Origin of the sequence: Arthrobacter sp. UYEF3 (assembly GCF_040546245.1) — a bacterium.
Taxonomy (GTDB): Bacteria; Actinomycetota; Actinomycetes; order Actinomycetales; family Micrococcaceae; genus Arthrobacter.
The window spans coordinates 14366-38692 of record NZ_JBEPNK010000014.1 but is presented as its reverse complement, the minus strand read 5'-3'; the positions used below and the strand labels follow the sequence as shown (position 1 = coordinate 38692).

The following is a 24327-nucleotide window of genomic DNA, read 5'->3' as shown; positions in this document are numbered from 1 at the left end:
TTCCGGTAGCGTCCGGGGTGATTCCCGGATCTGGGGACGGCCGCCGGGCCGGATGAGACCGGCTTAGCCGGCGCATCAACATATGATGAGTGGGTGGGTGGCGCATGCACGCCCCCGGCCCAAAGAACGCACGGGCCGGCATGGCCCCGTCCCAGCAACCGGCGTTAGGTATTGGTTTTTCAAGTGCAAGTAGTCAGCATCAGCAGCCTCAAAGGCGGTGTCGGCAAGACCTCCGTGACAACCGGACTGGCGTCGGCCGCACTCGCAGCCGGCATCCCCACCCTCGTGGTCGATCTTGACCCGCACGCGGATGCCAGCACAGCCCTCGGCGTCCGGCCCGGAGAACAGCTGGACATCGGACGGATGCTCAAGGTTCCGCGACGGGCACGCCTCGCCGATAACGTGGTCCCCAGCGGCTGGTTGGAGCACGTCAACGGCGGCTCCCCCCACGCCGACTCCCCCATCGGAGCAGCCGTCCCCGTCCTGGATGTGGCCGTCGGGTCCGCCTACACCGGAATCTACGACCGGCCAGACCTCGGCCGCCGCGACCTGCGCCGGCTTTCCTCGGTGCTGGCCGGTGCCGGGCAGTACGACCTGGTCCTGATCGATTGCCCGCCCTCGCTCAACGGGCTGACCCGGATGGCCTGGTCGGCCAGCGACAAGGTCACCCTGGTCGCCGAGCCGGGGCTGTTCTCCGTGGCGGGCACCGAGCGCACCCTGCGCGCTATCCAGCTGTTCCGGCAGGAATTCGCGCCGGGCCTCTCACCGGCCGGCATCGTCGCCAACCGTGTGCGGTCCGGTTCTGCTGAACACAGCTTCCGGCTCTCCGAGATGCAGTCCATGTTCGGCGAGCTGCTAATGTCCCCGCACATCCCGGAGCAGGCCAACTGGCAGCAAATCCAGGGCGCGGCCCACTCGATCCACCAATGGCCGGGTGACTCCGCTAAGAATGCCGCCGCCTTGTTCGACGCGCTGCTGGAGAACCTGCTGCAGACCGGCGCGCCGGCCGATGCGGAGTCCGCGGGACTGGTCCGGAGCCGCAGCCGACTCTAGCCGGGGCAGGCCCAAGCACCGGGGGATTGACAGAAAAAACCGCGGGGCCAGAACGTGGCCCCGCGGTTTTTAGTTGAATTTCGAGGCCTGATCAGCCGATCTTGCGGGCCGCCCGGCGCTTGCTGAGCTCGTCGTCCGGGAAGGACTGATCCGTGGCGTGTTCGCTTGGAAGGGCAGCGAGGCTTCCCTCGACTTCGCGCCACACCCTCCCGACGGCAATGCCGAAGACACCCTGTCCGCCCTGGACCAGGTCAATGACTTCATCTGCCGAGGTGCATTCGTAGACGCTGGCGCCGTCGCTCATCAGGGTGATCTGGGCAAGGTCCTCAACCCCCCGCTCCCGAAGGTGTTCGACGGCGGTCCGGATCTGTTGGAGCGAGACGCCGGTGTCGAGGAGCCGTTTGACGACCTTGAGGACGAGGATGTCACGGAAGCCGTAGAGACGCTGGGAACCGGAGCCGGCGGCGCCGCGCACGGCGGGTTCGACGAGGCCGGTGCGGGCCCAGTAGTCCAACTGCCGGTACGTGATCCCGGCGGCTTTACACGCCGTCGGGCCGCGGTAGCCTGCGTCTTCGTCCAAGACCGGAAGATCTTCGGTGAACAGCAGGCCCTGGGCACCGCTTGCGGGCACAGCAACACCCGCCGTCGAGGCCTGCTTGAGCTCGCCTGCTTCGCCTTTCGGACTCACGTGGATCCTCCTTGTCATGGGTTCCCGTGGGAACTTGCAGCAACAGCGCGTTTTTCGGCACGGCGTCGGTCTGGGACGGCATTAAAATCATCCGTTAGTTCAGACCCGGCTGCACTGTCCAGTGTGACTTGCGCGGCTGTTGTATGCAATGGGAACTTGTACCTTTGACGTTAGGCCTGCCGGGGCCCAAGGTCAAAGACGTTGGGCCTATTGCCGGGCGTGTCGAAAGTTTCGACCTCGAGTTTAAGCTTTGGGCCGCATCAGCCGGCGAAATCCTCTGGTTCGACGTCGTCAAGGAACTCCCGGAAGCGGCGCAGCTCTCCCTCTTCGTCGACGGCGGGCCCGGGCTGGGCTTCTTCGCCGTCGTCGTGTTCGGTGATCCGCACGCCGGCCTCCTCCATCACTGCGTCCGCGCACCAGATCCTGCATTGGGCTCGCAGGGCCAGGGCCAGGGCATCCGAGGCCCTCGAGCTGACTGTGGTGCCGTCGTCGAACTGGAGTTGGCCGTAGAAGATGTTGTCCTCCACCGCCACGATGTTTACGCTGACGATGGTGTGGCCCAGCGCCTCGACGACGTCCACGAGCAGGTCATGCGTCATGGGCCGCGGCGGGACGACACCCTGCTGGGCCAGGGCAATGGCGCTTGCCTCCGGGGTCCCGATCCAGATGGGAACATGGCGCTGCCCGTGCAGCTCCTTGAGGAGGACAAGCGGCTGGTTGGACGGCAGTTCGATCCGGACACCTACGATTTCCACCTCGATCATCAGCTGTCCATCCTCGAGATGCGGTCCTGGACCAGGGCTCGGTGCAGGGACAGGCAGAGTTCGCTGATTTCGCGCGCGGCTTCGGCTGCGCGGGCATGCGAGGCGGCGTCCTTGCGCGACATCAGGGTGGCCACTGCCCGTTCCACCAGTCCGAATTCGCGGTCGGCGGCGGCCTGGAAAGGCCGCAGGTGGCGCGGTTCCAGGCCGTGGCTTTCCAGCTGCACGCACGCACGGGCAACCTGCAGGGCGTGTTCGTCGAAATTGCCGTTGACGTGCCCGATCAGGCCGAAGCTGAGCAGGGACTCCAGCAGCGGGACGCTGGCCCCGGACTCGACGCGGAGCTGTTCTTCGCTGAGCCGGCGGACCCGGTTGTTCAGCTCGGAGGCAAGTTCCGCGGAGACGATCCGGGGCGAGACCGTGACGCCTGGGGGCAGGTTGTCCGGGCGTTCGCCGCGGTCGATTGCATCCAGGTAGTCCTTAATCACCTTCAGCGGTAGGTACTGGTCCCGCTGCAGGGCCAGTACGAAGCGGAGCCGTTCGACGTCCCCCTCGGAGTACTGCCGGTAACCTGCAGGGGTCCGCTGCGGGTTGATGAGTCCTTTTTCCTCCAGGAATCTGATTTTTGACGCGGTCATAGTCGGGAAGTCCTCGCTCAGTTGAGCCAGGACCTCCCCGATGTTCAGGACCTGGGGTCCGCGCCGTTCGGCTTGTGCCATGGCCACCGGCAACTACCCCGATATCAGACGTTGCCTGCGGTACGGGCAGGGCTGAGGTAGAAGGTGAGCCGGAACTTGCCGATCTGCACCTCATTACCCGACTTCAGCTCTACGCTGTCTACACGGTCGTGGTTGACGTAGGTTCCGTTCAGGCTCCCGGTGTCCACGACTTCGAAGCTGCGCGCCGTGCGGCGGAATTCGACGTGACGGCGCGAGACCGTGACGTCGTCGAGGAAGATGTCGGCGTCCGGGTGCCGGCCCGCCGTCGTCACCTCGGAGTCGAGCAGGAAGCGGGCACCGGAGTTCGGTCCGCTGTGTGCCACCAGCAGGGCGGACCCGGCCGGGAGCGACTCGACGGACGAACGCTCCTCGGCCGAAACCTGCGGGGCGATAGTGGGCTCATCGCGCACCGGAGTGAGGTGGATTGACGTGGTCTCCGAGGCGTTCACGCCACCCGTGCCGTGGTCACCGGTGTCGTTCTGTCCGTGCCCAACCATTGAGTCCTCCTCATTCGTTGCAGGTGTCCCCCCTGCAAACAACGCATGCCGTCCGGAAAAGACTGGCAGATCCGGTAGTCAGTCCCCGACGGCCGCACGGCCGGGGAACCTTAGGCTTTAGCCTACCTGCTGTTCGTACTCGGCCGCACTGAGCAACGACTCCACGGCATCGGCCTCGGCGAGCTTGATTTCCATCAGCCACCCCTCACCGTAGGGATCCGAATTGATCAGCGCTGAATCGGAGTCCAGCGCCTCGTTGCGGGCCACCACTTCGCCGCTGACGGGCGCGTAGATGTCGCTGACACTCTTGGTGGATTCGACTTCCCCAACAACGTCGTTGGCGCTGATGGTGGTGCCGACCTCCGGCATCTGGGCGTAGACGACGTCCCCGAGGGCGTCCTGGGCAAAATCCGTGATCCCCACGCGCACGACACCGTCGGCGTTCGGGGCGGAAATCCATTCGTGTTCGGCGGTGTAGGACAGGTCTTCGGGAATGTTGCTCATGACGGGCCTTTCGTCGGGTCAATCACCAAGGTCGACGGCGGCCCGATCGATCGAGCCGCCGCTGAAAGTATAGGCATATCCGTCCGGGCGCGAGAGGACTCTGGCATGATGGGGCCATGGCGGCACCGACACCCGTTAAGGACACAATTGCCCATGCCTGAGCTACCGGAAGTGGCGGCCCTGGCGGACTTCTTGGATACGCGCCTGCGCGGGTCCGTCCTGGCCAAGGTCCAGATCGTCTCCTTCGCGGTGCTCAAGACGGCGGATCCGCCGCTCTCCGAACTGGAGGGCAGGACCGTGACGGGGGTGCGCCGCCACGGCAAGTTCGTGGACCTCGAGGCCGCCGGGCTGCACTTTGTCTTCCACCTGGCCAGGGCGGGATGGGTGCGTTTCACCGAGTCCCCCACCGGGACACTGCTGAAAATGGGCAGCGGGCATATCGCTGCACGGCTGACGTTTTCCAGCTCGTCGGGTCCGCTCGGCCTGGACCTGACCGAGGCCGGCACGAAGAAAAGCCTGGCAGTCTACCTGGTCCGGGATCCGTCCGGTGTTCCCGGCATCGCGGCGCTGGGACCGGATCCGTTCAGCCCCGGGTTCGACGTCGATGCCCTGGCCGCTATCCTGCGGTCCAGTACCCAACAGATCAAGGGTGTGCTGCGCAGCCAGAGCGTCATGGCCGGAATCGGGAACGCCTACAGTGACGAGATCCTGCATGCGGCCCGGACTTCGCCTTTCGCCACCGCGAACTCGCTGGACGGTCCGGCGGTGCAACGCCTTTACGACGCCATCCACCAGATCCTGGGGGCAGCGCTGGCGGAAGCCCGCGGGAAGCCGCCGGGCGAGCTGAAGGACGCGAAGCGGAGCCATATGAGGGTGCACGGACGGGCCGGCGAGGCCTGCCCGGTGTGCGGTGACACCGTACACGAGGTGTCCTTCGCGGACACCGCGCTGCAGTACTGTCCGACCTGCCAAACGAAGGGCAAAATCCTCGCCGACCGGCGGACGTCGCGTTTCCTGAAGTAAGCGTGTCCCGCAGTAAGCGTGTCCGGGAATCAGAAAACCCCGCCATTCCGTTGCCGGAATGGCGGGGTTCTTTCTGTTGGTCGGGCTGACAGGATTTGAACCTGCGACCCCTTGACCCCCAGTCAAGTGCGCTACCAAGCTGCGCTACAGCCCGCTGATTCCACCGTTCTCCGCTCGTGATGACGTTCTCTTGAATTTCCAAAAGAATTTATCCGAGCAGTCCGGCCGAACCACCTCCAAAAGCTTACACGATTCCGGAGGGTGCCCGTGACACTTCCGCCCTGTCACGGGAACTTTTTCCCTCTGGGGGGCGCGCCCGGAATTAACGCTTCTTGCCGCGCTTTTCCCGGACCCGCATGTTGACCTCGATCGGCGTGCCCTCGAAGCCGAAGGTTTCGCGGAGCCGGCGGGTGATGAACCGGCGGTAGCCGGGATCCAGGAAGCCGGTGGTGAACAGCACGAACTTCGGCGGCCGGCTCGACGCCTGGGTGCCGAACAGGATGCGGGGCTGCTTGCCGCCGCGGACCGGGTGCGGGTGGGCCGCCACGAGCTCGCCGAGGAAGGCGTTGAGCCGCCCGGTGGGGATGCGCTTATCCCAGCTCTCCAGCGCGGTGTCCAGCGCCGGGACCAGCCGGTCCTTGTGCCAGCCGGTCTTGGCCGAAATGTTCACGCGCGGCGCCCATGCCACGTGGGCGAGGTCCTGTTCGATTTCGCGTTCCAGGTAGCTGCGGCGTTCGTCGTCGAGCAGGTCCCACTTGTTGAACGCGAGCACCAGCGCGCGGCCGGACTCGATCGCCAGCTGCAGGATGCGCACATCCTGCTCGCTGAGCACCTCGTCGACGGCGAGGAGTACGACGGCGACCTCCGCCTTTTCGAGCGCGCTCTGGGTGCGGAGCGAGGCGTAGAAGTCGGCGCCCTGGGCCATGTGCTGGCGGCGCCGGATGCCGGCCGTGTCCACGAAACGCCAGGTGCGGCCGCCGAGCTCGATGAACTCATCGACCGGGTCGCGGGTGGTCCCGGCGGTGTTGTCGACGACGACGCGCTCGGAGCCGGCCAGCTTGTTCAGCAGCGAGGATTTGCCGACGTTCGGCCGGCCGATCAGGGCGATCCGGCGGGGGCCGCCGCTGCGTTCCAGGCCTTCGATCGTGGAGAACTCCGGGAGCGTGTCCATGACGTGGTCCAGCAGGTCGGCGACGCCGCGGCCGTGCAGGGCCGAGACCGGGTAGGGCTCGCCGAAGCCGAGGCCCCACAGCGCGGCCGAGTCGGCCTCCTGCGCGAAGTCGTCCACCTTGTTGGCCACCATGATGACCGGCTTCTTGGACTTGCGCAGCATCTTCATGACGCCCTCGTCCGTGGCGGTCGCGCCGACGGCAGAGTCCACCACGAAGAGCACGGCGTCTGCGAGTTCGACGGCCATTTCGGCCTGCTCGGCGACACGGGCGTGGATGCCGCGGGCATCGTGCTCCCAGCCGCCGGTGTCGACCACTGTGAAGTTCCGGCCGTTCCAGGTCGCCGAGTACATGACCCGGTCGCGGGTGACACCGGGAGTGTCCTCCACGACTGCCTCGCGGCGGCCCAGGATGCGGTTGACCAGGGTGGACTTACCGACGTTCGGGCGGCCTATGATGGCCAGGACCGGGTCAAGCTTGACCGGACCGTCGAAGTCCTCGTCCTCGTAGCGGCCGCTCAGCAGGGCCGCGTCTTCCTCATCCAGCTCGTAGTCGTCCAGGCCGGCACGGAGCGAGGCGGCGCGAAGCTCGGCTTCCTCGTCGTCCAGGGCAGCGAGATGCTCCGCCACCTGGTCCGTGCCGGTGGGCGTGTATTCGTCTTCGCCGGCGCCAAAATGGCCGGGGGTTTGAGTCGTATCGCTCATTGCACTTTCCTTAGGTGGTGATCTGCCGGCGTCCCGGCTACTGCTGTCTGGCGTTCTTGCGGGGAATCCGCGTCGGGCAGGCGCTGCCCGCTGCATTGAATTGCGTCCTGGACGTGCCGCGCCAAAGCTGCGCGGATCTCGGTTCCCACCCTGTCCATTGAAGCACGCCCGGTCTCTCCGGGCCTGCGGCTGACGGTGAGTGCGCCGCCGAAGCTGACATGCAGCCTGCGGCCGGGCCGGGGAACCGTGTCGAGGTGTTCGCTGCTGATCCTGGTTCCGAGGATGGCCACCGGGATCACAGTGGCCGCCGAGTTCAGCGCGAGCCAGGCCACGCCGTTGTTGATCGTCGCCGCCTGTCCGCTCCCCCGGGTGCCCTCGGGAAGGATCCCCACGCACCGCCCGGCGTCGAGGACGCGCTTGGCCCGCTGCAGCGCCGCCCGGTCCCCCGAGCGGTCCACCGCCAGCTGGCCGGAGGCTTTCAGGATGAGGCCGGGGACACCCGTGAACATTTCCTTTTTGACGAAGATGTGCATGGGCCTCGGCGCGGCGCCGAACATGACCGGGCCGTCCAGGAAACTGATGTGATTGCAGGCAAAAATCACCGGACCGGCCGCGGGAACGTTGGAGCGGCCCCTGATGGTGGTCCGGTACACCAGATGGTCCAGGATCCAGCCGACCGGTCGGCTCCAGGCCATGGTCCCGTCTAGGAACCATCGGCCGGGACGCTGTGAGCCGGCTCCGGCCTCAGCCACGGTTGAGGGCCGTGTGGTTGATGACCGTGTGCACGATCCGGAGGGCCGCCTCGACGGTCTGGGCGAAGTCCAGGTCCGAGGAGTCCAGGGTCACCACGCCGTCGGCGGCCTGGGTGAAGTTCACCACGGTGGAGTCCTTGGCGTCCCGCGCCGTGACCTGCGCCGCGAGTTGTTCGGCGTTCTGGCTTCCGCCAAGCTGGATGCCGCGGCGGCGAAGCCGGGCTTCCTCGCTGGCGGTGAGCAGCATGCGGACCTCGGCGTGCGGCGCGACGACGGTGGTGATGTCCCGGCCCTCCACCACCATCCGCCGGTGATGCTTTTCGATCAGCTCGCGCTGCCGGCGGATCAGCTCGGTGCGTGCACCGAGCGTGGTGGCGACGGCGCTGACCGCCGCGGAGATGTGCGGTTCGCGGATGGCTCGGGTGATGTCGACCCCGGCCACGCGGACGTACTCTTCCTGCGGGCTGGTGCTGATTTCGAGCAGGAGGCCCTCCGAGGCGGCTTCGACGGCTTCGCCGTCCGCCAGGTCCGTGCCGCTGTCCAGGCAAAACCAGGTGAGGGCCCGGTACATGGCGCCGGTGTCGAGGTACGCCAGCCCGAGCCGGCGCGCCACCTCCTTGCTCACGCTGGATTTACCGGAGCCGGAGGGGCCGTCGATCGCCACGACGAGGCTCTTGGCGGGGCGGACGACGTCCACAGTTTCCATAAGTTCCTGGGCCATTACTGGAGTACCCGCCATCCACGGTCGTTGAGGGCTTCGATGAGCAGCTCGTGCTTGTTGGGCAGCACGGAGATTTCCACCATGCCGACATTCTGCCCCGAGGAGTGGTCCAGCCGGAGGTCCTCGAGGTTAACGCCGATCTCGCCGATCTCGGTAAGGAGCCGGGCGATCTGTCCGGGCGTGTCATCCACCAGGACGGTCAGCCAGGAGTAAGCCTGCGGCGGTCCGCCGTGCTTGCCCGGGATCCTGGCCTGTCCGGCGTTGCCCTCGCTGACCAGCTGGGCGAGGTCCAGCCTGGCGCCGGGCGCTGTCGGATCCTCGAGTGTTCCGATCAGCCGGTTGAGGTCCCCGCGGACGCCGTGCAGGATCTCCACGACCTTGCCCGCGTTGGCGCCGAGGATCTGCACCCAGAGGGTGGGATCGCTAGCGGCGATCCTGGTCACGTCCCGGAGCCCGTTTCCGGCCAGCGAGAGGGCGTGCAGCGGCGTTCCCTGCAGCCTGCTCGCCACCAGGGAGGACATGACCTGGGGCAGGTGCGAGACCAGCGCCACGGCCTCGTCGTGTTCTTCGGCACCGAATTCGGAGACGATGGCGCCCAGGTCCACGGCCAGCGCGCGCGCGGCCTGCAGGGCCTCGGGCCTGGTCTCGGCCGAGGGGCAAAGCACCCACGGCATCGAGGTGAACAGTTCGCCGCGGGCGGCGACCGGGCCGGACTTTTCCCTGCCTGCCATCGGGTGGGTGCCGACGTAGCGGCCCAGGTCGGCGCCGCGGGCGCGGAGCTCCGCCTGAATGCCGGCCTTGACGCTGGCGATGTCGACGACGACGGCCTGCGGGTAGTCCGCGAGAGCGCCGGCGACGACGTCGGCCGTCACGTCCGGCGGCGCGGCGACCACGACGAGTTCCGGCGCTTCGCCGCCAAGGCACGCCAACGGCAGGCCGGCGCCAATGTCTACGGCGACGGCCTGGTTCGTGGGCGAGGGGTCGGTCAGGAAGACGGCGACGCCGCGGCCGCGAAGGCCCAGCCCGATGCTGGTCCCCAGCAGCCCGGTCCCCACGACCACCACCGGCCCGTTGAGGTGGCCGCGGCCGTGGGTGCGAAAAGCGGACATGCCTTACAGCCCCACGGATGCCAGCAGGTGGCCGACTTCCTGCTTGCCGAGGTTGCGGATGCTGCCCTGGCGCTGGTCGCCCAGGCCGATGGGGCCGACCTTGACGCGGACCAGGCGCAGCACCGGGAAGCCGACGGCGTCGAAGAGCCGCCGCACAATCCGGTTCTTGCCTGAGTGCAGCACGACTTCGATCAGCACGTGGCCCGGGGTCGAATCGACGAGCTTGAAGGAATCCACTGAGGCCATGCCGTCTTCGAGTTCGATGCCCCCCTTGAGCTGGGCGCCGACGCCCTGCGGGAACGGCCCGCGGACCTGGACCAGGTAGGTCTTGGGAACCTCATAGGACGGGTGCGTCAGGCGGTTGGCGAGCTCGCCGTCGTTGGTCAGCAGCAGCAGCCCCTCGGTGGCGACGTCGAGCCGGCCGACGTGGAAGAGGCGCTCGCCGTGATGATTGCGGACGAAGTCGCTGATGCACGGGCGGCCGTCCGGGTCCTCCATCGTGGAGACGACGCCCTTGGGCTTGTTGAACACCATGTAGACCATGTTCTCGTCCAGCTGGATGCGCAGGCCGTCCACATGGATCACTGCGGTCTCGGGGTCGACGCGGACGCCGAGCTCCGTGACGACCTGGCCGTCCACCTCGACGCGTCCTTCGGCGATCATTTCCTCGCACACTCGACGGGAGGCGACGCCGGCGGAAGCCATGACCTTCTGCAGCCGGACTCCGTCGGCGTCGTGCAGCTCGGACTGGGGTACCTCGGCGCGCGGGCCGCGCTTGCGGGCCGGCTTCCGGACCGGGCCGAGGCTCTGGCCGAAGCGTTCTCCGCCGAAAGCGCGGGAGCCGGTGGCTTTGGCCGCCCCGGCGCCGATGCGGGCCTTGGGCTTGAGCGCGCCGGGGGTGCCGGGGGCCTTGCCGAAGCCGGGCTTTCGGGTGGCAGCCTTACGGGCTGCTTCCTTGCCGGACTGTGCGTTGCCGGACTGTGCGTTGCCGGACTGTGCGTTGCCGGACTGTGCGTTGCCGGATGGCGGCTTGGACTTCCAGTCCCCGGAAGCCGGACGGGCGGCCGATGGTGCGCCGTCGGGACCCTGCAGGTCCGGATCGATAAAAGCCTCTTCGCGCGGTTTGGGGTGCTTGAAGGGTCGGCCTCCGCCGCCCTTGAATCCGGCGCCGCCGCTGCGGCCTGCGCCCGCCTGTGCGCCGCGGCCTGAGCCTTGCGCTGAGTTTTGTCCGGCACTGTTACGTCCCGAACTGTTACGTGGTGAACCCTGGCGTCCCGCCTGTGTCATGACCCGTCCTTCGTTGTATTGGCCGACGGGCGCTGTCTCCCGACAACACCCATCAACGGGCAAATTGGTTCTGCCCTCATGGATACTCTTGCGCAGGCAGTCGTTCCTGCCTACATTCTTCCTGCGTCGTAAAACTCTGCAATGCCCTCAAGCCCCGGAAGATGGGGTGAAAGCTGCGGCAACTCCGCCACCGAGCCGATTCCCATTCGTTCGAGGAAATACGACGTCGTGCGGTACAGGATGACCCCTGACTCGGGATCGTTTCCCGCATCCTCGATCAGTCCGCGCTGGGTCAGCGTCCGTACCACGGAGTCAACGTTGACACCCCGGATTGCCGACACCCGCGCCCTGGAAACGGGCTGCCGGTAAGCGATGACCGCAAGTGTTTCGAGCGCCGCCTGCGTTAGCCTGGCCGTTTGGCCGTCCATCACGAACCCGCCTACGACGTCGGCGAACTCAGCGCGGGAATAGATCCGCCAGCCTCCGGCGATGTTCCGCAATTCAAAACCCCGGGGGGCGGAACCAAAGCCAGCAGTGTTATCAGAAGCATTGCTGTCAGAAGTGCTGGCGTTGTCCGCATCCGGGGCCTTACCATTATAGCCGTTATACTCGCGCTGCAGTTCCTGGAGCAGGCCGTCGACGACGTGGGCCGTCAGGTTCAGGCCGGCCGCCAGTTCGGTGGTGCTGGCCGGTTCATCGATCACCATGAGGACCGCCTCAAGGGCCGCGCGGGCGCCTCCGGGCAGCGCCGTCACGTCGGGGCCGGACTCCGCGGCCTCAGCTGTGGCTCCATCGGATTTAGTAAGGGCCGGTGCGTCGGTCACTGCTGCTCCTCATATTCTTCACTCAGGTTTACACTGCTCCAGTCCGCGGCCTCGGCACTCCAGTGCACGGACAGCTCGCCGAGGGGCAGAAACTGGTCGAATGTCACCACTTTGTCCCGGAACATTTCCAGCAGCGCGAGGAACCGCGCCACCACCACGAGGGTGGATTCGGCGTCGGCGATCAGTGCACGGAACGTCAACGCCTTGCCCAGCCGCAGCCGGAGGCCGATAATTTCGGCCTGTTCTCGCACGCTCACCGGCGTCCCGTGCAGGTGCGCCAGGCCTACCTCGGTGGGCGCTGCTTCCTTCGGTTTCAGCGCGGCTTCGGCCAGCGCCGCGAACTCCTGCGGGCTGTGCTTCCAGACCAATTCCGGCAGCAGCGCCGCGAAATGGCCTTCCAGCGCGACCTGCCGCGGGTAGCGCCGGCCTTCCAGCTCCAGGGTGCCGTCGATGAGTCCGGCCACGTGCTTGAAGGCCTTGTACTGCAGCAGCCGGGCGAACAGCAGGTCGCGGGCCTCCAGCAGTGCGATGTCCTCATCGTCCTCGACCTCGCCGGCGGGCAGCAGCCGGGCGGCCTTGAGGTCAAGCAAGGTGGCGGCGATGACGAGGAACTCGCTGGCCTCATCCAGGGCCCAGTCCTTTCCCAGCTGCTGCAGCCCCTTGATGTACTTGATGAACTCATCGGTGACAGTAGCCAGCGCCACCTCGGTGATGTCCAGCTGGTGCTTTGAGATCAGGCCCAGCAGCAGGTCGAACGGGCCGGTGAAGTTGGCCAGCCGGACCTCGAAGCCGGGCTTCTTTCCCGACGGCGCCAGCTCCGCCGTCGGGGTGCCTGTCGCCGCCACGGCCTGCCTAGGGTGCGCCGCCGCGGGAAATCAGCTCTTTCGCCAAGCGGCGGTAGGCGTCGGCGCCGGCGTGGTTGGCGGCGTAGCTGGTGATCGGTTCGGCAGCGACGGATGCGTCGGCGAACTTGATGGAGCGCTTGATGACTGTCTCGAAGACCGTGTCGCCGAAGGCTTCCACGAGCCGGGCGATGACTTCACGGCCGTGCAGGGTGCGGGCGTCATACATGGTGGCGAGCACACCGTCGACCTGCAGTCCCGGATTCAGCCGGTCCTGCACCTTGTCGATCGTCTCGACCAGCAGCGCCACTGCGCGCAAGGCGAAGAATTCACAGATCAGCGGGATGATGACGCCGTGCGCCGCGGTCAGCGCGTTGACGGTGAGCAGCCCGAGCGAGGGCTGGCAGTCGATCAGGACCACGTCGTAGTCGTCCTCGACCTTCTTCAGTGCCCTGTCCAGCACCTGTTCCCGGGCCACCTCGTTCACCAACTGGACTTCCGCGGCAGAGAGGTCGATGTTTGCCGGCAGTAGATCCACGTTCTCGACCCCGGTCTTCTGGATGGCGTCGCGGATATCAACCTTGCGGTCCATCAGGACATTATAGACCGTGAGGTCCAGTTCGTGCGGGTTCGTTCCGAACCCCGCAGAGAGGGCGCCCTGCGGATCAAAGTCCACCAGCAGCACACGCCGGCCGTATTCGGCCAGGGCCGCGGCCAGATTGATGGTGGACGTGGTCTTACCCACACCGCCCTTTTGGTTGACCATGGCGATGACCCGCGCCGGGCCGTGGGAGGACAGCGGTGCCGGCTCCGGGAAGTCGCGTTGGGGTCGCCCGGTGGGGCCCATGACGGCGTCTTCCAGGTCGAGTTCGGTGCCTTCCAAAGTGGCTGAACCCTGTTCGCTGCTCACGTATCTATCCACACTTTCGATGACGGTGACTTTCGTGCCCGACCCGGCCGGTTTGCTCCTGCGCACTCTTGCTGCTGGCCATTTTTTACAAACTCCTGCGAATTTCTGCAGATTTCTACAGATTTCTGCAAATTTCGCAGGGGCGGCCGCCCGGCGCGGATCGTTACGTTATTCCTCCCAAGGTTACAGCCCCCGACACGGTATTTCCCGGACCTTGACAAGCGCGGTTCCGCGCGCCTTGACCCTCTAGTTGAGGTAGAGGGTTGAAGTCGGGAGCTGATGTCAGGCCAAGCAAAACCGCCCGGACGCGGTGCTGCGTCCGGGCGGTTCCACCGGGGTGTCCCGGCAGGACTGCAGAAGGGAAGTCAGGCCGGACCGGCATCCGGTCAGGCGTTGGCAGGCGCCGGCTGCGGGGGCTGCGCAGCGGCATCCAGGCCGGCCGTGTGGCCCGGGTTCATGGTCAGTTCGTCGAAGGGATCTGCGCCGGAGAGCACCCGGTTAACCTGTTCGCCGTCGATTTCCTTGACCCACGTTCCGATCACGACGGTCGCCACGGCGTTGCCAGTGAAGTTGGTCAGCGCCCGGGCCTCGGACATGAAGCGGTCGATGCCGACGATCATGCCGACACCGCCCAGCAGTTGCGGCGCGTGCGCCTGGAGACCGGCGGCGAGTGTGGCCAGGCCGGCACCGGTGACACCGGCGGCACCCTTGGAGGCGATGATCATGAAGACCAGCAGGGAAATCTGGGCGCCAAGGTCCATCGGGGTGCCCATGGCGTTCGCGACGAACAGAGACGCCATGGTGAGGTAGATGGCGGTTCCGTCAAGGTTGAACGAGTAACCGGTGGGCACGGTGACGCCGACTACGGGCCTGGAAACACCGAGGTGTTCCAGCTTGGCAATCAGGCGCGGCAGGGCAGCCTCGGAAGAGGACGTGGAGAAGATCAGCAGGTATTCCCGGGCCAAGTACTTCATCAGCTTGAAGATACTGACCCCCGAAACCACCTGGAGGATGCCGCCAAGAATCACAACGATGAACAGTGCGCAGGTGATATAGAAAGCGATCATCAGGGTAAACATGCTCACAATCGCCTGGATGCCGGTGGCGCCCACGACGGCGGCGATCGCACCGAAGGCACCCACGGGCGCCAGCCACATGATCATGATCAGAACCCGGAAAACCAGGGCCTGGCCGTAGCCGATGGCCTTCAGGATCGGAGCACCCTGGTGGCCCATCTTCTGGAGGGCAAAGCCGACCAGGATCGCGGCGAGGAGCGTCGGCAGCACCGGAATGTCGCCCGGGATGATGCCGAGCAGGAAGTCGACGGTGCTGTCCGTCGCGGCCTTCTTGTTGGGGTCGTACGGCGTCAGGTGCAGGCCCTCGCCCGGGTGGATGAGGTTGCCGACCGCCAGGCCGATGGCCAGGGCGAAGGTGGACATGACCAGGAAGTAGCCGAGTGCCAGGCCGCCCACTTTGCCGACGGTGGCGGCTTTGGCGATGGAACCGATGCCGAGCACGATGGTGCAGAAGATGACCGGCCCGATCATCATCTTGATGAGTTTGATGAAGCCGTCACCGAGAGGCTTGAGGCTCTTGGCGATGTCGGGGAACAGCAGACCGACGACAGCACCGAGGATCACTGCGGCAATGACGGCGATATACAGGTAATGCGTTTTGTCGAGCCCTTTGCGCGCGGCCTTGACAGGCGCGGCTGACTCTCCTCGCTGAGAAGTCATGATGTGTCTCCTTGTGGATAATCTGGATGACGCCGGAGCTCTTGCTCTGAGCTGACGACGGCGGCCTGGTGTGATCTCCATCATTCGTGATCGCGTGACTTGGGCCACCGTTGCGTTCATATTGGACATGGAAGGTTTGGATGAGACACAAGTGGAGCATTGCCCGCAGGCTGTTCGTGGCTCATTTGCTGTTCGTGCTCGCGTTGACCGCCACAGTCGGCACTGCCACATTCGTTGATGCCCGGGACCACGCCTATGACGAGGCGGGCCGGCGGATGGCCGGCATCGCCACGTCCGTAGCCGACAACCCTCTTGTCCTGCAGGCGGCGGCCGCCCCGGACCCGTCAGCCCTGCTCCAGCCCTACGCCCTGCAGGTGACGCGCGACGCCCGGGCGGACTTCATCACGATCATGGCGCCAGACCGGACCCGGTGGACCCACCCCAACGACGAAGAACTGGGAAAGCCCTACATAGGTTCGATCGAGTCCGCGTTGAAGGGGCAGGTCTTCACCGAAATCACTGCGGGCACGCTGGGACCGTCGGTGCGCACCATCGCTCCCGTCACGGACCGAAGCGGAACCGTGAAGGCGCTGGTTGCGGCGGGCGTCACGGTGCGGACCGTGGACGTGGCCGTCTCCGGCAGGCTGCCGGCGCTGCTGACCATCGGATTGGCGCTGCTGGCGAGCGGTTCGGTGGCGTCCTGGCTGCTGGGCCGCTACCTGCGCCGGGTCACGCGGGGCTGGGGCCCGGAGCAGCTGGCGCAACTCTTCGCCTACTACGAATCCGTACTCCACTCTGTCCGGGAGGGCGTGATCCTCATTGACAACAAGGGCAGGGTGGTGATGTACAACGACCAGGCCGCCGAGCTTCTGGGAGTCCCGCCACGCCCGGTCGACGGCGGTGCGCCCGGCGCCCGGAGCGGGGAGGCGCCGTCGCTGGCCGAGCTGCCGCTGGCGCCGAGCCTCCGGACGCTTTTCGAATCCGGCCGGGCCGCGCAGGACGAAATCCACCTGACCGGGCCGCGGGTGCTGGTCGTGAACCAGGGTCCCGCGGTGGGCCCCAGCACCCCTGCGGTGGCGCCGCGGTCCCCCGGACGTCAGCGCGCCGCGGTCTTCGGCACCGTGGCCACCATCCGGGACCGCACCGAGATTGAGTCACTCGGCAGCGAGCTTGAAACCATGCGTACGCTCTCCGATGCGCTCCGCGCCCAGACCCACGAGCACGCCAACCGGCTCCATACGATCGTCTCCCTGATGGAGCTGGGCCGCGGCGCCGAGGCGCTGGACTTCGCCACCAAGGACCTGGAGCTCAGCCAGCGACTGACCGATGATCTGCTCGGCTCCATCGAGGAGCCGGTACTGGGGGCACTGGTCATGGGCAAGGCAGCCCAGGCACACGAACGCGGCGTCGAACTCAGCCTGTCGACGGACGGCTCCACGGCCGTGGCCGGACTGGCTGTCCAGGACCTCGTGGCCATCCTGGGCAACCTGCTCGATAACGCGATCGATGCAGCCGCAGACGCGCCGCCGCCGCGGCTGGTGGAGCTGTCCGTCGCGGCGCAGGGCGGCGCCGTGGAGATCTCGGTGGAGGACAGCGGGCCTGGAATCGATCCGGACGCGGTGGAGGACGTCTTCCGGCATGGTTTCAGCACCAAGGCGGCGGGCCCTTTCGGGCGCGGGCTGGGCCTGGCGCTGGTCCGGCAGGCGGTGCAACGCCTGGGCGGTACCATGACTATCACCAGCCCGGCCGGGGCACTGTTCCGGGTCACCCTGCCGACGGTGCCCGTCGCCTCCGCGGGAGCCCCAGCGGCCGCGGGGGCGGCGGCGGGGGTGGAGACCATAGGGACAGCAGAGGAACAGCCATGACCGATATCCGTGTACTCGTCGTCGAGGACGAGCCGATCGCGGCGGCGGCACATGCAGCCTACATCGGCCGGCTGGACGGCTTCACCCTGGCGGGCACCGCCCCCGACGGTCAGTCGGGCCTGCGCCTGATGGCGGAACTGTCGGCCGGCGGCCAGCCCGTGGACCTGGTCCTCCTCGATATGAACCTGCCGGACCTGCACGGACTGGACATCGCCCGCCGGATGCGCGCGGCCGGCCACTTCGCGGATATCATCGCGATCACAGCGGTGCGCGAGCTGAACATCGTCCGCAGCGCCGTGGCAACCGGCGTCGTGCAGTACCTGATCAAGCCCTTCACTTACGCCACGTTCGCAGACAAACTGGGCAGCTACCGGCTGTTCCGGGAACAGCTGGCCTCCCCCGGGCCGGGCGATCCCGGGACGGGCGCGTCGCAGAGCGATGTGGATCAGGCTTTCGCGAGCCTGCGAGCGCCCTCGGAACTGCCGCTGCCCAAGGGCCTCTCCGGTCCCACCCTGGACTCCGTGCAGACCTTCGTGAAGCTCCAGTCCGGGGCGGTCTCGGCCAGCGAGGTGATGCAAGCGCTGGGGATGTCCCGGGTGACGGCCCGCCGCTACCTCGAGTACCTCGCCGACGCCGGCCTGGTGTCCCTCACAGCGCGCTACGGCGCCCCGGGCCGGCCCGAAAAGGAATACCGCTGGAGCCGCCCGGGGTCCTAGCCCGACCGGTTCCCGGCCTCCGGACTCCCGGGCCTCCGGACTCCCGGGCCTCCGGGGTCCCAGGTCTCCGGACTCCTATGCCGGACCCCCGGCAGCGGGGCGGAGCATCGCCAGGAGCTGGTCGATCACGCCCGCGTCCTCGATCGTCGAGGGCACCACGTAGTCGTCTCCGTCGGCGATCTGGCGCATGGTCTTCCGGAGAATCTTGCCGGAGCGGGTCTTGGGCAGCGCCTCCACCACGGTGACGTTCTTGAAGTCCGCCACCGCGCCGATGTCCCGGCGGACCAGGGCGATCAGATCCTTAACGAGGACGTCCTCCGGCACGTCCACCCCCGATTTGAGCACTACGTAGCCGCTGGGGCGCTGGCCCTTGAGCGGGTCGTTGAGTCCGATCACCGCGCATTCGGCCACGGCAGGGTGCTGCCCGATCACCTGTTCCATGGCGCCGGTGGAGAGCCGGTGGCCTGCGACGTTGATGATGTCATCGGTGCGGCCCATCACGAAGAGATAGCCGTCCTCGTCCCGGTAGCCGGAATCACCCGTGGCGTAACAGCCTTCGAACGCCTGGAGGTAGGAGGAAATGTAGCGTTCGTCGTCGCCCCAGAGCGTGGTGAGTGTTCCCGGCGGCAATGGCAGCCCCAGGACAATGTTGCCCTCGGTGCCGGGTTCGACTTCCTCGCCGGAGCCGTCAAGGATCCGCAGCTTGAACCCGGGCATCGGAACACTGGGCGAGCCGGCCTTGATCGGCAGCCCGTCGAGGCCGCGCGGGTTGGCACAGATGGCCCAGCCCGTCTCGGTTTGCCACCAGTGGTCCACCACGGGGACGCCCAAGACACGGGAGGCCCAGTGGAAGGTGTCGGTGTCCAGCCGTTCGCCGGCGGCAAACAAGGTCCGCAGGCTGGAGATGTCGTAATGTTCGAGCAGCGTTGCCTCGGGGTCGGTCTTCCGGATGGCCCGTAGCGCCGTGGGCGCGGTGAACAGGACATTGACTTTGTGGTCCTGGATGACCCGCCAGAATGCGCCCGCGTCGGGTGTGCCCACGGGCTTGCCTTCGTAGAGCACGGTGGTGGCGCCGGCCAGCAGCGGCCCATAGACGATATAGGAGTGCCCCACCACCCAGCCGACGTCGGAGGCGGTCCACATCACGTCTCCGGGGCCGACGTCGTAAATGTTTTCCAGCGTCCATTGCAGGGCGACGGCGTGGCCGCCATTGTCCCGGACGACGCCCTTGGGGGCGCCGGTGGTTCCCGAGGTGTAGAGGATGTAGAGCGGGTCCGTGGCTTTCACGTCGACCGGGGCGGCGGGTTCGGCGGACGCCAAAGCGGTGTCCCAGTCCAGCCAGCCGGCGTGGTCGGCCGCGGACGCGGTGAAGCCTTCCCGTGCCTTGACCAGGACCGGGATGTCAGGCGTACCGGCCAGTTCGAGCGCCTCCGCGACGGCTGGCAGGTACTCGATCCGGCGGGAGGGTTCGATCCCGCCGGAGGCGGTGACCACGGCGGCCGGGGCGGCGTCCCGGATGCGGGCGGCGAGTTCCTTAGGCGCGAAGCCTCCGAAGACCACCGAATGGATCGCGCCGAGCCGGGCCGTGGCGAGCATGGCGATGGCGGCTTCGGGGATCATCGGCATGTAGATCACCACGCGGTCGCCCTTGCCCACGCCGTTTCGGCGCAGTACGCCGGCGAACCGGGCGACGAGGTCCGTCAGTTCGGCGTAGCTGAAGCGCTGCTGCGTGCCGAGCATGGCGGAGTCGTAGATCAGGGCGTCCTGAGCTCCGCGGCCCTCCGCCACGTGCCGGTCGAGGGCGTTGTAGCAGGTGTTCAGCACGCCGTCAGGAAACCAGCCGTAGAGCGGAGCCCGGCCGGAGTCGAGTGCGCGGGACGGAGGCGTGCTCCAGGCGACCATGGCAGCGGCCTCGAGCCAGAATTCCTCCGGCCGCTCGACGCTGCGTTCGTAGCTGTCCCGGTAGCTTTTGGTGACCATGAAGTATTCCCGTCCACGACGTTGTGATGTAGCTCATAATAGCCCGGCGGGTGACCCACAACAAGGCCCGTGTATACATAGAACGCCTTTACGAACGGGATTTGCCCAAAAACCTAGGCAGAATTCCGAAGCGTGTATACACTAAGGAGATCATTCAAGGAGGGAGACCAGCATGCGCGCCAGCGATAAGGCCTACGCGGTCCTGCGCGAGGACATCATCGAATGGCGTCTTCTGCCTGGAACGGTCCTCGCCGAGGTCGAGCAGTCCGAGCGGCTCGGCATCTCCCGCACCCCGCTCCGGGAAGCCCTGAGCCGGCTCACCGCGGAAGGCCTGACGACGACGGCCGGCGGCCGCGGCGTCGTCGTCACCGACATCTCGCTCGAGGACATTGACGAGCTCTTCGAACTGCGCGAAACCCTCGAAGGCAAGGCCGCCGCACTCGCTGCGCAACGCGGCGACGCCGCGACCTTCGAGCAGCTGTGGTGCGAACTGCTGCGGGCGCCGGAGTTGATCAACGGCGCCGACCCCGCACGGCATGACTACTACGGGCTGGTCGGGCGGCTCGATACCGCCATCGACGCCGCCATCTCCAATTCCTACCTGGCCCAGGCCATGCGCAGCCTGCGCGTGCATCTGGTCCGGGTGCGCCGGCTGGCGGCCGACGACGCCGCTCGCCTGACCGCCGCTGCGGCAGAGCACGCCGCCATCGCCGAGGCGATCGCCGCCGGCAACCCGCGGCTCGCCGAGGCCGCCACCACCCTTCACCTGCACCGAAGCCTTTCCCACGTCAAAGCAACCCACGTACCGCACCAGAAGGAGCACCATGGTTAAGGAACACCACGTCCGCGTCTACAAGAGCGAGGAAAACCTGGCCCGCGAGGACCAGCTCGCCTACAAGATCGCCAAGGTGGCCGCGGATCCCGTCGCGGTCTCCGACGAGGTCACCGACATGGTCATCAACCGCGTGATCGACAACGCCTCGGTGGCCATCGCCTCGCTGAACCGCGCCCCGATCATCGCTGCCCGGGCGCAGGCCCTCACCCACGGCCCCACCACGGGCGGCAAGGGCTCGAAGGTCTTCGGCATCGACGAGCCCGTCGCCGTCGAATGGGCCGCCTGGGCCAACGGCGTCGCAGTGCGTGAACTCGACTACCACGACACCTTCCTCGCGGCGGAGTACTCCCACCCGGGCGACAACATTCCGCCGATCCTGGCGGTCGCCCAGCACGTCGGCGCAAGCGGCCAGGACCTGATCCGCGGCATCGCCACTGGCTACGAGATCCAGGTCAACCTGGTCAAGGCGATCTGCCTGCATAAGCACAAGATCGACCATGTGGCCCACCTCGGCCCCGCCGCCGCCGCCGGCATCGGCACCCTTCTGGGGCTCGACGTCGAGACCATCTTCCAGTCCATCGGCCAGGCGCTGCACACCACCACCGCCACGCGGCAGTCCCGCAAGGGCGAGATCTCCACGTGGAAGGCCCACGCACCGGCCTTCGCCGGCAAGATGGCCGTCGAGTCCGCGGACCGCGCCATACGCGGCCAGACCTCCCCGGTGCCGATCTACGAAGGCGAGGACGGCGTCATCGCCTGGATGCTGGACGGCCCCGACGCCTCCTACACGGTGCCGCTGCCCGAAGCCGGCGAAGCCAAGCGGGCCATCATGGACACCTACACCAAGGAGCACTCCGCCGAGTACCAGGCGCAGGCCTGGATCGACCTCGCCCGCAAGCTGCACGGCGAACACCCCGAGCTGAAGGACCCGGCCAATGTAGCGTCGGTGCTGATCAAAACCAGCCACCATACGCACAACGTGATCGGCTCCGGCGCCAACGACCCGCAGAAGTACAGCCCGACGGCCAGCCGGGAAACCCTGGACCACTCCATCCCCTACATCTTCACGGTGGCGCTGCAGGACGGTGCCTGGCACCACGTCGATTCCTACGCGCCGGAGCGCGCGGGACGCCCTGACACAGTGGAACTGTGGCACAAGGTGACCACGGTCGAGGACCCGGAATGGACCCGCCGCTACCACTCGCTGGACATCGCGGAGAAGGCCTTCGGCGGCTCCGTCGAGATCACCCTGGCGGACGGCACCGTCATCACCGAGTCGATCGCCGTCGCCGATGCGCACCCGCTGGGCGCCCGGCCGTTCGCCCGGGAGCAGTACGTCAACAAGTTCCGCACCCTCGCCGCCGGCCTCGTGGCCGAGGCCGAGATCGAGCGCTTCCTGGCTGCCGCCGCGCGGCTTCCCGAGCTCGCCGCCGGCGAGCTTGAGCAGCTGAACATCAAGGCAGCCGACGGTGTGATCGACCTTGCCGCCGCACCGAAGGGACTCTTCTAATGCTGTATTCGAAGACCACGCCGGAGCAGAAGCGGATCCGCTTCCGGGAGCTGCTGGCCTCCGGCACCATCGCCCAGTTCCCCGGCGCGTTCAACCCGCTCTCGGCCCGGCTGATCGAGGAGAAGGGATTTGCCGGTGTCTACATCTCCGGTGCCGTCCTCGCCAATGACCTCGGCCTGCCGGACATCGGCCTGACGACCCTCACCGAGGTGGCCACCCGCGCCGGGCAGATCGCCCGAATGACGGACCTGCCCTCGATCGTCGACGCCGACACCGGCTTCGGCGAACCGATGAACGTGGCGCGAACCGTCCAGGAACTCGAGAACGCCGGCCTGGCCGGCCTGCACATCGAGGACCAGTTCAACCCGAAGCGCTGCGGCCACCTCGACGGCAAGAACGTGGTGGACCTGGACACCGCCACCAAGCGGATCCGGGCTGCGGCCGATGCCCGCCGGGATCCGAACTTCCTGATCATGGCCCGCACCGACATCCGGGCCACGGACGGCCTGGCAGCGGCCCAGCAGCGCGCCAAAGCCCTCGTGGAGGCCGGCGCTGACGCGATCTTCCCGGAGGCCATGAAAGACCTGAGTGAATTCCAGGCGATCCGCGACGCTGTGGACGTGCCCATCCTGGCCAACATGACGGAGTTCGGCAAGAGCGCACTCTTCACCGTGGATGAACTGGCCGGCGTCGGCGTCAATATGGTCATCTACCCGGTGACGCTGCTCCGTAGTGCCATGGGCGCCGCTGAGCGTACTCTGGAATCGATCCAATCCGACGGCACCCAGGAGGCACAGGTTTCGAGCATGCTGACCCGTGCACGGCTTTACGACCTCGTCGACTACGAGGCCTACAACCGCTTTGACACCGGGGTGTTCAACTTCCAGATCCCCGGCAGCTGACACCACCACCGGACTGCCGGCCCCGGCCGGTGAACAGTCGATAGGAACAAAAGGAGTTTCAGCATGGCTGAAAATGAGATCAAGAAGGGCCTTGCCGGCGTCGTGGTGGACTACACCGCGGTCTCCAAGGTCAACCCGGACACCAATTCCCTGCTCTACCGCGGCTACCCGGTCCAGGAGCTGGCCGCCAAGTGCAGTTTCGAGGAAGTAGCCTACCTGCTGTGGAACGGCGAGCTGCCCTCCGACGAGCAACTGGCCGGGTTCACCGCCAAGGAGCGTGCCGGCCGCGCCCTGGATCCGGTCCTCAAGCAGGTCATCGACGCGTTGCCGCTCACCTCGCATCCGATGGATGTCTGCCGGACGGCGACGTCGGTGATCGGCGCCCGGCACCCGCTGGCCGAGGATTCCTCCCGCGAGGCCAATATGGCCAAGGCCGTGGACCTGTTCGCGGCGATGCCAGCGGTGGTCGCCTACGATCAGCGGCGCCGCCACGCGGAGGGGCCCATTGAACCGGTGGAGCCCCGCGACGACCTGGGCTACTCCGCGAACTTCCTCTGGATGTCCTTCGGTGAGGAGCCCGTGCAGGAAGTCGTCGAGGCCTTCAACGTCTCGATGATCCTGTATGCCGAGCACTCCTTCAACGCCTCGACGTTCACGGCACGGGTGATCACCTCGACACTGTCGGACCTGCACTCGGCCGTGACCGGCGCCATTGGGGCGCTTAAGGGACCGTTGCACGGCGGCGCGAATGAGGCCGTCATGCACACCTTCGACGAGATCGGCATCCGGCAGGAGGAGTCGCTCGAAGAGGCTGCGGTCCGGGCCAAGGCCTGGATGGCAGATGCCCTCGCGCAGAAGAAGAAGGTCATGGGCTTCGGGCACCGTGTCTACAAGCACGGCGACTCCCGGGTGCCCACGATGAAAGCCGCCCTGGACAAGATGGTGGCGCACTACGGCCGTCCCGAGCTCCTGGGGCTCTACAACGGCCTGGAGACGGCAATGGATGAGGCGAAGGCGATCAAACCGAACCTCGACTACCCGGCCGGCCCGACCTACCACCTGATGGGCTTCGACACCCCGACCTTCACTCCCCTGTTCGTGGCCAGCCGGATCACCGGCTGGACGGCGCACATCATGGAGCAGTTGGACGCGAACTCGCTGATCCGCCCGCTGAGCCTCTACAACGGTGTGGAAGAACGGCACGTGCCGTAGTACCAGCC

The 24327-nt window shown here is 66.9% G+C and carries 23 protein-coding genes and 1 tRNA gene; 8 read left to right on the top strand and 16 right to left on the bottom strand.

Features of this window, described 5'->3' with window-relative positions:
• The first annotated feature begins 183 nt into the window (after positions 1 to 183).
• On the top strand, positions 184 to 1053 hold the full coding sequence (locus ABIB14_RS11405; RefSeq protein ID WP_354235992.1) for a ParA family protein: 870 nt from the start codon (positions 184 to 186) through the stop codon (positions 1051 to 1053).
• 91 nt (positions 1054 to 1144) lie between these two features.
• Here the strand turns inward: ABIB14_RS11405 and ABIB14_RS11400 are convergent, their stop codons facing one another.
• From ABIB14_RS11400 to gcvH, 5 genes are all read right to left on the bottom strand, one after another.
• Positions 1145 to 1741: a MerR family transcriptional regulator gene (locus tag ABIB14_RS11400; RefSeq protein WP_354235991.1), complete on the bottom strand. Its 597-nt coding sequence runs from the start codon at positions 1739 to 1741 to the stop codon at positions 1145 to 1147.
• A 260-nt stretch (positions 1742 to 2001) separates the two neighbouring features.
• On the bottom strand, positions 2002 to 2505 hold the full coding sequence (locus ABIB14_RS11395; RefSeq protein WP_354235990.1) for a bifunctional nuclease family protein: 504 nt from the start codon (positions 2503 to 2505) through the stop codon (positions 2002 to 2004).
• Positions 2505 to 3221, bottom strand: a complete 717-nt coding sequence (gene ftsR / locus ABIB14_RS11390; protein ID WP_354235989.1) for a transcriptional regulator FtsR — start codon at positions 3219 to 3221, stop codon at positions 2505 to 2507. Before ftsR ends, ABIB14_RS11395 begins: the two co-directional genes overlap by 1 nt.
• Before the next feature lie 23 nt (positions 3222 to 3244).
• Complete coding sequence (locus ABIB14_RS11385; protein WP_354235988.1) at positions 3245 to 3718, bottom strand: FHA domain-containing protein; 474 nt, start codon at positions 3716 to 3718, stop codon at positions 3245 to 3247.
• A gap of 117 nt (positions 3719 to 3835) precedes the next feature.
• The gene (gene gcvH, locus ABIB14_RS11380; RefSeq protein WP_354235987.1) at positions 3836 to 4222 is read right to left on the bottom strand and encodes a glycine cleavage system protein GcvH; all 387 of its coding nucleotides are present in this window, start codon (positions 4220 to 4222) and stop codon (positions 3836 to 3838) included.
• A gap of 153 nt (positions 4223 to 4375) precedes the next feature.
• On the opposite strand from gcvH, the gene ABIB14_RS11375 reads away from it, so the two are divergent.
• The gene (locus ABIB14_RS11375; RefSeq protein WP_354235986.1) at positions 4376 to 5245 is read left to right on the top strand and encodes an Fpg/Nei family DNA glycosylase; all 870 of its coding nucleotides are present in this window, start codon (positions 4376 to 4378) and stop codon (positions 5243 to 5245) included.
• Positions 5246 to 5322: 77 nt separating this feature from the next.
• Here the strand turns inward: ABIB14_RS11375 and ABIB14_RS11370 are convergent.
• The 10 genes from ABIB14_RS11370 to ABIB14_RS11325 all read right to left on the bottom strand — a co-directional run bounded on the left by ABIB14_RS11370 (position 5323) and on the right by ABIB14_RS11325 (position 15299).
• Positions 5323 to 5399 (bottom strand) — tRNA-Pro (locus ABIB14_RS11370).
• A 168-nt stretch (positions 5400 to 5567) separates the two neighbouring features.
• Entirely contained in the window at positions 5568 to 7118 is a 1551-nt protein-coding gene (gene der / locus ABIB14_RS11365; protein WP_354235985.1) for a ribosome biogenesis GTPase Der, read from the bottom strand.
• Complete coding sequence (locus ABIB14_RS11360; protein WP_354235984.1) at positions 7115 to 7813, bottom strand: lysophospholipid acyltransferase family protein; 699 nt, start codon at positions 7811 to 7813, stop codon at positions 7115 to 7117. Before ABIB14_RS11360 ends, der begins: the two co-directional genes overlap by 4 nt.
• A 49-nt stretch (positions 7814 to 7862) precedes the next feature.
• On the bottom strand, positions 7863 to 8591 hold the full coding sequence (gene cmk, locus ABIB14_RS11355) for a (d)CMP kinase (RefSeq protein WP_354235983.1): 729 nt from the start codon (positions 8589 to 8591) through the stop codon (positions 7863 to 7865).
• Positions 8591 to 9700, bottom strand: a complete 1110-nt coding sequence (locus ABIB14_RS11350) for a prephenate dehydrogenase (RefSeq protein ID WP_354235982.1) — start codon at positions 9698 to 9700, stop codon at positions 8591 to 8593. The genes cmk and ABIB14_RS11350 overlap by 1 nt, the downstream gene beginning before the upstream one ends.
• A gap of 3 nt (positions 9701 to 9703) precedes the next feature.
• The gene (locus tag ABIB14_RS11345) at positions 9704 to 10987 is read right to left on the bottom strand and encodes a pseudouridine synthase (RefSeq protein WP_354235981.1); all 1284 of its coding nucleotides are present in this window, start codon (positions 10985 to 10987) and stop codon (positions 9704 to 9706) included.
• A gap of 110 nt (positions 10988 to 11097) precedes the next feature.
• Complete coding sequence (gene scpB, locus ABIB14_RS11340) at positions 11098 to 11694, bottom strand: SMC-Scp complex subunit ScpB (protein ID WP_354236042.1); 597 nt, start codon at positions 11692 to 11694, stop codon at positions 11098 to 11100.
• Positions 11695 to 11807: 113 nt separating this feature from the next.
• Positions 11808 to 12656 carry a segregation and condensation protein A gene (locus ABIB14_RS11335; RefSeq protein ID WP_354235980.1) on the bottom strand — a complete coding sequence of 283 codons (849 nt, stop codon included), beginning with the start codon at positions 12654 to 12656 and terminating at the stop codon, positions 11808 to 11810.
• Between the two features lie 7 nt (positions 12657 to 12663).
• Positions 12664 to 13563 carry a ParA family protein gene (locus tag ABIB14_RS11330; protein WP_354235979.1) on the bottom strand — a complete coding sequence of 300 codons (900 nt, stop codon included), beginning with the start codon at positions 13561 to 13563 and terminating at the stop codon, positions 12664 to 12666.
• A gap of 386 nt (positions 13564 to 13949) precedes the next feature.
• A complete protein-coding gene (locus tag ABIB14_RS11325) occupies positions 13950 to 15299 on the bottom strand; it encodes a cation:dicarboxylate symporter family transporter (RefSeq protein WP_354235978.1) in 1350 nt (449 codons plus the stop codon).
• 140 nt (positions 15300 to 15439) lie between these two features.
• On the opposite strand from ABIB14_RS11325, the gene ABIB14_RS11320 reads away from it, so the two are divergent.
• Together ABIB14_RS11320 and ABIB14_RS11315 are read left to right on the top strand one after the other, a co-directional pair.
• Positions 15440 to 17164: a sensor histidine kinase gene (locus ABIB14_RS11320; RefSeq protein ID WP_354235977.1), complete on the top strand. Its 1725-nt coding sequence runs from the start codon at positions 15440 to 15442 to the stop codon at positions 17162 to 17164.
• The gene (locus tag ABIB14_RS11315; RefSeq protein WP_354235976.1) at positions 17161 to 17880 is read left to right on the top strand and encodes a response regulator; all 720 of its coding nucleotides are present in this window, start codon (positions 17161 to 17163) and stop codon (positions 17878 to 17880) included. Before ABIB14_RS11320 ends, ABIB14_RS11315 begins: the two co-directional genes overlap by 4 nt.
• A 75-nt stretch (positions 17881 to 17955) precedes the next feature.
• On the opposite strand, the gene ABIB14_RS11310 is transcribed toward ABIB14_RS11315, so the two are convergent.
• On the bottom strand, positions 17956 to 19860 hold the full coding sequence (locus tag ABIB14_RS11310) for a propionyl-CoA synthetase (RefSeq protein WP_354235975.1): 1905 nt from the start codon (positions 19858 to 19860) through the stop codon (positions 17956 to 17958).
• A gap of 172 nt (positions 19861 to 20032) precedes the next feature.
• On the opposite strand from ABIB14_RS11310, the gene ABIB14_RS11305 reads away from it, so the two are divergent.
• The 4 genes from ABIB14_RS11305 (at position 20033) to ABIB14_RS11290 (ending at position 24319) form a co-directional block, all read left to right on the top strand.
• Positions 20033 to 20692, top strand: a complete 660-nt coding sequence (locus ABIB14_RS11305; protein ID WP_354235974.1) for a GntR family transcriptional regulator — start codon at positions 20033 to 20035, stop codon at positions 20690 to 20692.
• Positions 20685 to 22205, top strand: a complete 1521-nt coding sequence (locus ABIB14_RS11300; RefSeq protein ID WP_354235973.1) for an MmgE/PrpD family protein — start codon at positions 20685 to 20687, stop codon at positions 22203 to 22205. Before ABIB14_RS11305 ends, ABIB14_RS11300 begins: the two co-directional genes overlap by 8 nt.
• Complete coding sequence (gene prpB, locus ABIB14_RS11295; protein ID WP_354235972.1) at positions 22205 to 23107, top strand: methylisocitrate lyase; 903 nt, start codon at positions 22205 to 22207, stop codon at positions 23105 to 23107. Before ABIB14_RS11300 ends, prpB begins: the two co-directional genes overlap by 1 nt.
• Before the next feature lie 63 nt (positions 23108 to 23170).
• Entirely contained in the window at positions 23171 to 24319 is a 1149-nt protein-coding gene (locus ABIB14_RS11290) for a bifunctional 2-methylcitrate synthase/citrate synthase (protein ID WP_354235971.1), read from the top strand.
• The last annotated feature ends 8 nt before the right edge of the window (positions 24320 to 24327 follow it).

Coding starts and splice junctions, on each gene's coding strand:
- ABIB14_RS11305 (WP_354235974.1), top strand. CDS start 20,033: ATGCGCGCCAGCGATAAGGCCTACGCGGTCCTGCGCGAGGACATCATC.
- der (WP_354235985.1), bottom strand. CDS start 7,118: ATGAGCGATACGACTCAAACCCCCGGCCATTTTGGCGCCGGCGAAGAC.
- ABIB14_RS11395 (WP_354235990.1), bottom strand. CDS start 2,505: ATGATCGAGGTGGAAATCGTAGGTGTCCGGATCGAACTGCCGTCCAAC.
- ABIB14_RS11300 (WP_354235973.1), top strand. CDS start 20,685: ATGGTTAAGGAACACCACGTCCGCGTCTACAAGAGCGAGGAAAACCTG.
- ftsR (WP_354235989.1), bottom strand. CDS start 3,221: ATGGCACAAGCCGAACGGCGCGGACCCCAGGTCCTGAACATCGGGGAG.
- ABIB14_RS11375 (WP_354235986.1), top strand. CDS start 4,376: ATGCCTGAGCTACCGGAAGTGGCGGCCCTGGCGGACTTCTTGGATACG.
- cmk (WP_354235983.1), bottom strand. CDS start 8,591: ATGGCCCAGGAACTTATGGAAACTGTGGACGTCGTCCGCCCCGCCAAG.
- ABIB14_RS11315 (WP_354235976.1), top strand. CDS start 17,161: ATGACCGATATCCGTGTACTCGTCGTCGAGGACGAGCCGATCGCGGCG.
- ABIB14_RS11360 (WP_354235984.1), bottom strand. CDS start 7,813: ATGGCCTGGAGCCGACCGGTCGGCTGGATCCTGGACCATCTGGTGTAC.
- ABIB14_RS11385 (WP_354235988.1), bottom strand. CDS start 3,718: ATGGTTGGGCACGGACAGAACGACACCGGTGACCACGGCACGGGTGGC.
- ABIB14_RS11345 (WP_354235981.1), bottom strand. CDS start 10,987: ATGACACAGGCGGGACGCCAGGGTTCACCACGTAACAGTTCGGGACGT.
- ABIB14_RS11310 (WP_354235975.1), bottom strand. CDS start 19,860: ATGGTCACCAAAAGCTACCGGGACAGCTACGAACGCAGCGTCGAGCGG.
- ABIB14_RS11320 (WP_354235977.1), top strand. CDS start 15,440: ATGAGACACAAGTGGAGCATTGCCCGCAGGCTGTTCGTGGCTCATTTG.
- ABIB14_RS11325 (WP_354235978.1), bottom strand. CDS start 15,299: ATGACTTCTCAGCGAGGAGAGTCAGCCGCGCCTGTCAAGGCCGCGCGC.
- ABIB14_RS11290 (WP_354235971.1), top strand. CDS start 23,171: ATGGCTGAAAATGAGATCAAGAAGGGCCTTGCCGGCGTCGTGGTGGAC.
- ABIB14_RS11350 (WP_354235982.1), bottom strand. CDS start 9,700: ATGTCCGCTTTTCGCACCCACGGCCGCGGCCACCTCAACGGGCCGGTG.
- prpB (WP_354235972.1), top strand. CDS start 22,205: ATGCTGTATTCGAAGACCACGCCGGAGCAGAAGCGGATCCGCTTCCGG.
- scpB (WP_354236042.1), bottom strand. CDS start 11,694: ATGGTGATCGATGAACCGGCCAGCACCACCGAACTGGCGGCCGGCCTG.
- gcvH (WP_354235987.1), bottom strand. CDS start 4,222: ATGAGCAACATTCCCGAAGACCTGTCCTACACCGCCGAACACGAATGG.